The organism is Streptomyces amritsarensis (assembly GCF_001953875.1).
Classification (GTDB): Bacteria; Actinomycetota; Actinomycetes; order Streptomycetales; family Streptomycetaceae; genus Streptomyces; species Streptomyces amritsarensis.
The window spans coordinates 21661-27695 of the sequence record NZ_MQUR01000095.1; the positions used below are offsets into that span (position 1 = coordinate 21661).

The following is a 6035-nucleotide window of genomic DNA, read 5'->3' on the forward strand; positions in this document are numbered from 1 at the left end:
CAGGCCCGCTCACTGCCCCGAAAGCACCCGGACCAGGTCCTCCGCCGTGCGGCAGCGGTCCAGGAGCTCCTTGACGTGGTTGCGGGTCCCCCGCAGGGGCTCCAGCGTCGGGACCCGCTGGAGGGAGTCCCGGCCCGGGAGGTCGAAGATCACCGAGTCCCACGAGGCCGCCGCCACGTCGTCCGCGTACTGCTCCAGGCAGCGGCCGCGGAAATACGCCCTGGTGTCCTCCGGAGGCTTGCTCTGGGCCCGTTCCACCGCCGGCTCGTCCACCAGCCGCTTCATCTTGCCGCGGGCCACCAGGCGGTTGTAGAGGCCCTTCTCGGGCCGTACGTCCGAGTACTGGAGGTCCACCAGGTGCAGCCGCGCCGCGTCCCAGTCGAGGCCGTCCCGGCGCCGGTAGCCCTCCAGGATCTCCCGCTTGGCGATCCAGTCCAGCTCTCCCGACAGGCTCATGGGGTCGCTCTCCAGGCGGCCCAGGACGTCCTCCCATCGGGACAGCACGTCCTTGGTCTGCTCGTCCGCGTCCGAGCCGAAACGCTCGTCCACGTACTTCCTGGCCAGCTCGAAGTACTCCATCTGGAGCTGCACCGCGGTCAGTGTCCGGCCGCTGCGCAGCGTGATCAGGTACTTCAGCGAGGGGTCGTGGGAGACGTGGTGGAGGGTGCGTACAGGCTGGTCGACGGCCAGGTCGACGCCGATGAACCCGTCCTCGATCATGGACAGGACGAGCGCCGTGGTGCCGAGCTTGAGGTAGGTGGAGATCTCGGAGAGGTTCGCGTCGCCGATGATCACGTGGAGGCGGCGGTACTTCTCGGCGTCGGAGTGCGGTTCGTCCCGGGTGTTGATGATGGGCCGCTTCAGGGTGGTCTCCAGGCCGACCTCGACCTCGAAGTAGTCCGCGCGCTGGCTGATCTGGAAGCCGTGCTCGCGGCCGTCCTGGCCGATGCCCACCCGTCCCGCGCCGGTCACGACCTGTCGCGAGACGAAGAAGGGGGTCAGGTGGCGCACGATCTCCGAGAAGGGGGTCTCCCGCTTCATCAGGTAGTTCTCGTGCGTGCCGTAGGAGGCGCCCTTGTTGTCGGTGTTGTTCTTGTAGAGGTGGATCGGCTGGGCCCCGGGCAGCTGGGCGGCGCGGACGGCGGCCTCGGCCATGATCCGCTCGCCGGCCTTGTCCCAGAGCACGGCGTCCAGCGGGTTGGTGATCTCCGGGGAGCTGTATTCGGGGTGTGCGTGGTCGACGTAGAGCCGTGCGCCGTTCGTCAGGATGACGTTGGCGAGGCCGATGTCCTCGTCGGTCAGCTGGCTGCTGTCGGCGGCCTCGCGGGCGAGGTCGAAGCCGCGGGCGTCCCGCAGCGGGTTCTCCTCCTCGAAGTCCCAGCGGGCGCGTCGCGCCCGGTGCATCGCCGCCGCGTAGGCGTTGACGATCTGGGACGAGGTGAGCATGGCATTGGCGTTCGGGTGACCGGGGACGGAGATCCCGTACTCCGTCTCGATCCCCATTACTCGCCGTACGGTCATGCGGCCCTCCTTGCCCGGCGGCGCCCCTGACGGGGGCGGCGCTCAAGTACCGCTGGTGCTCCGGTGCGTGTGACTGTGCGGTGCCCGTCCCCGCACTGCGCGACCGGCGGTACGGAAGAGCCTAGAACCACTGCGCGCTCGTGGGGAGATCATTTCCGTCATTGAATCTGCCCTGTCACCGGCTGGAATACGGCCGGTCGGTCGGTCGGGTAAAGCAGTCGGCTGCGGATGCCCGGGGAGGGCATCCGCAGCCGCCCCGCTTCAGAGGTACTGACCGGTGTTCGCCACCGTGTCGATGGAGCGTCCGGTGTCCGCGCCTTGCTTTCCGGTGACGAGGGTGCGGATGAATACGATCCGCTCGCCCTTCTTGCCGGAGATTCGGGCCCAGTCGTCCGGGTTGGTGGTGTTGGGCAGGTCCTCGTTCTCCTTGAACTCGTCCACGCATGCCTGGAGGAGGTGGGAGACGCGGAGACCCTTCTGGTTGTGTTCGAGGAAGGCCTTGATGGCCATCTTCTTCGCACGGTCGACGATGTTCTGGATCATCGCGCCCGAGTTGAAGTCCTTGAAGTAGAGGACTTCCTTGTCGCCGTTGGCGTACGTGACCTCGAGGAAGCGGTTCTCCTCGGTTTCGGCGTACATCTGCTCGACGACGGTCTGGATCATGCTGTGGACGGTGCCGGCCGTGGAGCCCTGGTGTTCGGACAGGTCGTCCGTGTGCAGGGGCAGCGAGGCCTTGAGGTACTTCGCGAAGATGTCCTTCGCGGCCTCGGCGTCCGGACGCTCGATCTTGATCTTCACGTCGAGGCGGCCGGGGCGCAGGATGGCCGGGTCGATCATGTCCTCGCGGTTGGAGGCGCCGATGACGATGACGTTCTCCAGGCCCTCCACGCCGTCGATCTCGGCGAGGAGCTGCGGGACGATGGTGTTCTCGACGTCCGAGCTGACCCCGGATCCGCGGGTGCGGAAGAGGGATTCCATCTCGTCGAAGAAGACGATGACGGGGGTGCCCTCGCTGGCCTTCTCGCGGGCCCGCTGGAAGACCAGGCGGATGTGCCGCTCGGTCTCGCCGACGTACTTGTTGAGGAGTTCGGGGCCCTTGATGTTCAGGAAGTAGGACTTCCCCTGGGCCTGTCCGGTCACCTCGGCGACCTTCTTGGCAAGGGAGTTGGCGACGGCCTTGGCGATGAGCGTCTTGCCGCAGCCGGGCGGGCCGTAGAGCAGGATGCCCTTCGGGGGCCGCAGTTCGTGTTCCTTGAACAGGTCGGGGTAGAGGTACGGGAGCTCGACCGCGTCGCGGATCAGCTCGATCTGGTCGCCCAGGCCGCCGATCTTGTCGTAGTCGATGTCGGGGACCTCTTCGAGGACCAGGTCCTCGACCTCGCTCTTGGGGACGACCTCGTAGACGTAGCCGGAGCGGGGTTCGAGCAGGAGGGCGTCGCCGGGGCGGATGGTGATGTCCAGGAGCGGCTCGGCGAGCCTCACCACCCGTTCCTCGTCGGTGTGCCCCACGACAAGGGCGCGCTCGCCGTCCTCGAGGATCTCCTTGAGGGTGACGATGTCCCCGGCCCGCTCGAATTCCATGGCCTCGACCACGTTGAGGGCCTCGTTGAGCATGACCTCCTGGCCGCGCCGGAGGTCTTCCGGGTCGACGCTGGGGCTGACGTTCACGCGGAGCTTTCGGCCTCCGGTGAAGATGTCGACGGTGCCGTCCTCGTTCGCCTGCAGGAAGACACCGAAGCCTGCCGGCGGCTGTGCGAGCCGGTCGACTTCTTCCTTGAGGGCCACGATCTGGTCGCGGGCCTCACGGAGGGTATTCGCCAGTCGTTCGTTCTGTGCGGAGACGCCGGCCAGATTTGTCTGGAGCTCGACGATCCGCTCTTCGAGAATCCTCGTGTGTCGCGGAGAGTCGGCGAGCTTACGTCGCAGGACGGCGATTTCCTGCTCGAGATAGGCAACCTGGCCGGCGGGGTCCTCGGACCCTCGCGCGGGCCGGATGCCGCGGTTGATGTCGTCGTCGTGGGCTGCCACGGTCCTCACCTCCTCCAAGGGGAGCTGGACGCTTCCTGACCCTACCTGGGCTGGTGGTGATTGAAACCCCTAGATCACAAAGACGATAGAGGTGTGTCCGATCTTCACCCTTGCGTACTCCCTCACGCCAAGGAAATACCCACCCATCAAACTCGGGAAGCCGCCGGTTGTAAGGTCGATGTGTTCAACACCCGTCAGGGCCCGCGCGACTTGCTGCGGGTTGTGATCGGGATGGATCACTCACCGCAGGGAACGGCAGGGGATATGACCGTGCAGCAGGACGCTCCGACGGGCGGCGCCGGCGGGGCCGGCGAGTCGCTCGAGGTCTGGATCGACCAGGACCTGTGCACCGGGGACGGCATCTGCGCGCAGTACGCGCCGGAGGTGTTCGAGCTGGACATCGACGGTCTGGCGTACGTGAAGAGCGCGGACGACGAGCTGCTGCAGGAGGTGGGGGCGACCACTCCGGTCCCGCTGCCGCTGCTCCAGGACGTGGTGGACTCGGCGAAGGAATGCCCGGGTGACTGCATCCACGTAAGGCGCGTTTCGGACGGGGTGGAGGTCTTCGGTCCGGACGCGGAGTGACGTTTCAAACACTCCTGGCGGCCGAGTCCGTCAGCTCCTGGCGGAATTTTCCGTCGCTCCAGCGCCACTTGGCGAGCTGCTTCTTGTCGGGGCAGCAGCGGGGGACGTCGGGCCCGGAGTAGCCGAGGAGGCTCGCGGTGACGGTGCGGTCGCGCACGGTCAGTTCCGTGGCGGTCAGGCGTTGCGGGGTGTCCAGGAGGGTGGCCACGACGCGGGGGCGGGAGCCCTCGGCCGGGTCCTGGGTGAGGACGTAGATCGCGTGGGGCGGGGTGCCGGAGCCGGCGTCGCAGCGGACGGCCGCCACGGTCTCGGGGCGGCCGTCGCCGTCGAGGTCGCCCTGGGCGGTGGCGGTGACGGCCCGGGCCGCGCCCTTGCAGTCGAGGGGGTAGGTGGCGGTGGCCGGGTCGGGGGCGGCGGCCTGGGGGCCCTTCGCGGCGGGTTCCTCGGCGGCCGGGCTGCCGGTGGCCGGGCTGCCGGTGGCCGGCTGTACGAGTCCCGCTGCGGCTATGACGGCGGCCATGGCGGTGGCCGTGGCGAGCCAGTGGAGGGGCCTGGCCCGGGTGTGGGCCGGGGCGTCCGGGGTTGCCAGCGTGGCGGGGGTGTGCAGCACGCGGGGTGTCTCCTGTGCGAAGGGTGACGGGGAGCCAGCATCGTGCCACACCTCACACGGAGGTGGAACGGCAGGGTCCGAGGTCGGTGCGGAGACAACGAAAAGGCGCTGCGGTGCAGTTCCCCCGGGGTGGGGGGAACTGCGCCGCAGCGCCGTCGTGTTGGGTCGGAGCGGGGGTCGGCGGTCCCTACGCGGAGCGGTCGCTGCCGGGGCCCTCGTAGTCCTCGCCGTAGGCGCCCTTGGCGGGGCGGCGGCGGCGCATGGGCGGCTCGACGCCGTCCGCGAGGCGGCGGGCGGTGACGAGGAAGCCGGTGTGGCCGATCATGCGGTGGTCGGGGCGGACGGCCAGGCCTTCGACGTGCCAGTTGCGGATCATCGACTCCCACGGCTGCGGCTCGGCGAAGCAGCCGATCTCGCGGATGGACTCGACGGTCTTGGACAGCTGGGTGGTGGTGGCCACGTAGCAGCAGAGGATGCCGCCGGGGACGAGGGCCTTGGAGACGGCCTCCAGGCATTCCCAGGGGGCGAGCATGTCCAGGATGACGCGGTCGACGTCGGTGTCGGAGAGGTTGTCCTGGAGGTCGCCGACGGTGAGCTGCCAGGCCGGGTGGGGGCCGCCGAAGTAGCGTTCCACGTTGGCGGTGGCGATCTCGGCGAAGTCCGCGCGGCGCTCGTAGCTGTGGAGCATGCCCTGGTCGCCGATGGCGCGCAGCAGGAAGCTGCTCAGGGAGCCGGAGCCCACTCCCGCTTCCACGACGCGGGCGCCGGGGAAGATGTCGGCGAAGGCCAGGATCTGGCCCGCGTCCTTGGGGTAGACCACGGCGGCGCCGCGGGGCATGGACAGGACGTAGTCGGGGAGCAGGGGGCGCAGCGCGAGGTACGCGACGTTCCCCGTGGTACGGACAACACTGCCTTCGGGAGCACCGATCAGCTCGTCGTGGGGGAAGGAACCCTTGTGGGTGTGGAAATTCTTCCCGGCTTCGAGCGTGAACGTGTAGTGGCGGCCCTTGGGGTCGGTGAGCTGAACCTGGTCCCCGACCTTGAAGGGCCCGCGTCGGCGGGCGGCACCGGTCGGTTCGGACATGTGACCAGTGTATTGGCTTCGGGGCTGGGGCCGTGCCACGGCCGGGACGGGGGACGTGCCCCGGCTGGGACCGGGGCTAAGCGCTGTCCCCACTGGGCGCATTCGGGCGTTCCGACAACGCAGCGAGGTGCCGTGGCTGTCGTCGTGCGCCCGCCTGGGATTTCGGGACAGCCCTTAGCTTGATCTTTAACCTGTGCGGCGTGGGCG

Annotated in this window: 5 protein-coding genes; 1 reads left to right on the plus strand and 4 read right to left on the minus strand. The window is 68.6% G+C overall.

The features are described 5' to 3' along the window. Positions 1-9: 9 nt before the first annotated feature. Positions 10-1521: a depupylase/deamidase Dop gene (gene dop / locus AVW11_RS29340; RefSeq protein ID WP_030853053.1), complete on the minus strand. Its 1512-nt coding sequence runs from the start codon at positions 1519-1521 to the stop codon at positions 10-12. A gap of 261 nt (positions 1522-1782) precedes the next feature. After that, on the minus strand, positions 1783-3549 hold the full coding sequence (gene arc / locus AVW11_RS29345) for a proteasome ATPase (RefSeq protein WP_030655926.1): 1767 nt from the start codon (positions 3547-3549) through the stop codon (positions 1783-1785). 264 nt (positions 3550-3813) lie between these two features. On the opposite strand from arc, the gene AVW11_RS29350 reads away from it, so the two are divergent. Beyond that, positions 3814-4134: a ferredoxin gene (locus AVW11_RS29350; RefSeq protein ID WP_030853056.1), complete on the plus strand. Its 321-nt coding sequence runs from the start codon at positions 3814-3816 to the stop codon at positions 4132-4134. A gap of 4 nt (positions 4135-4138) precedes the next feature. Here the strand turns inward: AVW11_RS29350 and AVW11_RS29355 are convergent, their stop codons facing one another. Both AVW11_RS29355 and AVW11_RS29360 read right to left on the minus strand, forming a co-directional pair. Next, entirely contained in the window at positions 4139-4744 is a 606-nt protein-coding gene (locus AVW11_RS29355) for a hypothetical protein (RefSeq protein WP_420713463.1), read from the minus strand. A gap of 187 nt (positions 4745-4931) precedes the next feature. Next, positions 4932-5828 (minus strand): tRNA (adenine-N1)-methyltransferase, encoded by an 897-nt coding sequence (locus AVW11_RS29360; protein WP_030833375.1) that lies wholly within the window; start codon positions 5826-5828, stop codon positions 4932-4934. Positions 5829-6035 lie beyond the last annotated feature (207 nt).

Coding starts and splice junctions, on each gene's coding strand:
- dop (WP_030853053.1), bottom strand. CDS start 1,521: ATGACCGTACGGCGAGTAATGGGGATCGAGACGGAGTACGGGATCTCC.
- AVW11_RS29350 (WP_030853056.1), top strand. CDS start 3,814: ATGACCGTGCAGCAGGACGCTCCGACGGGCGGCGCCGGCGGGGCCGGC.
- AVW11_RS29360 (WP_030833375.1), bottom strand. CDS start 5,828: ATGTCCGAACCGACCGGTGCCGCCCGCCGACGCGGGCCCTTCAAGGTC.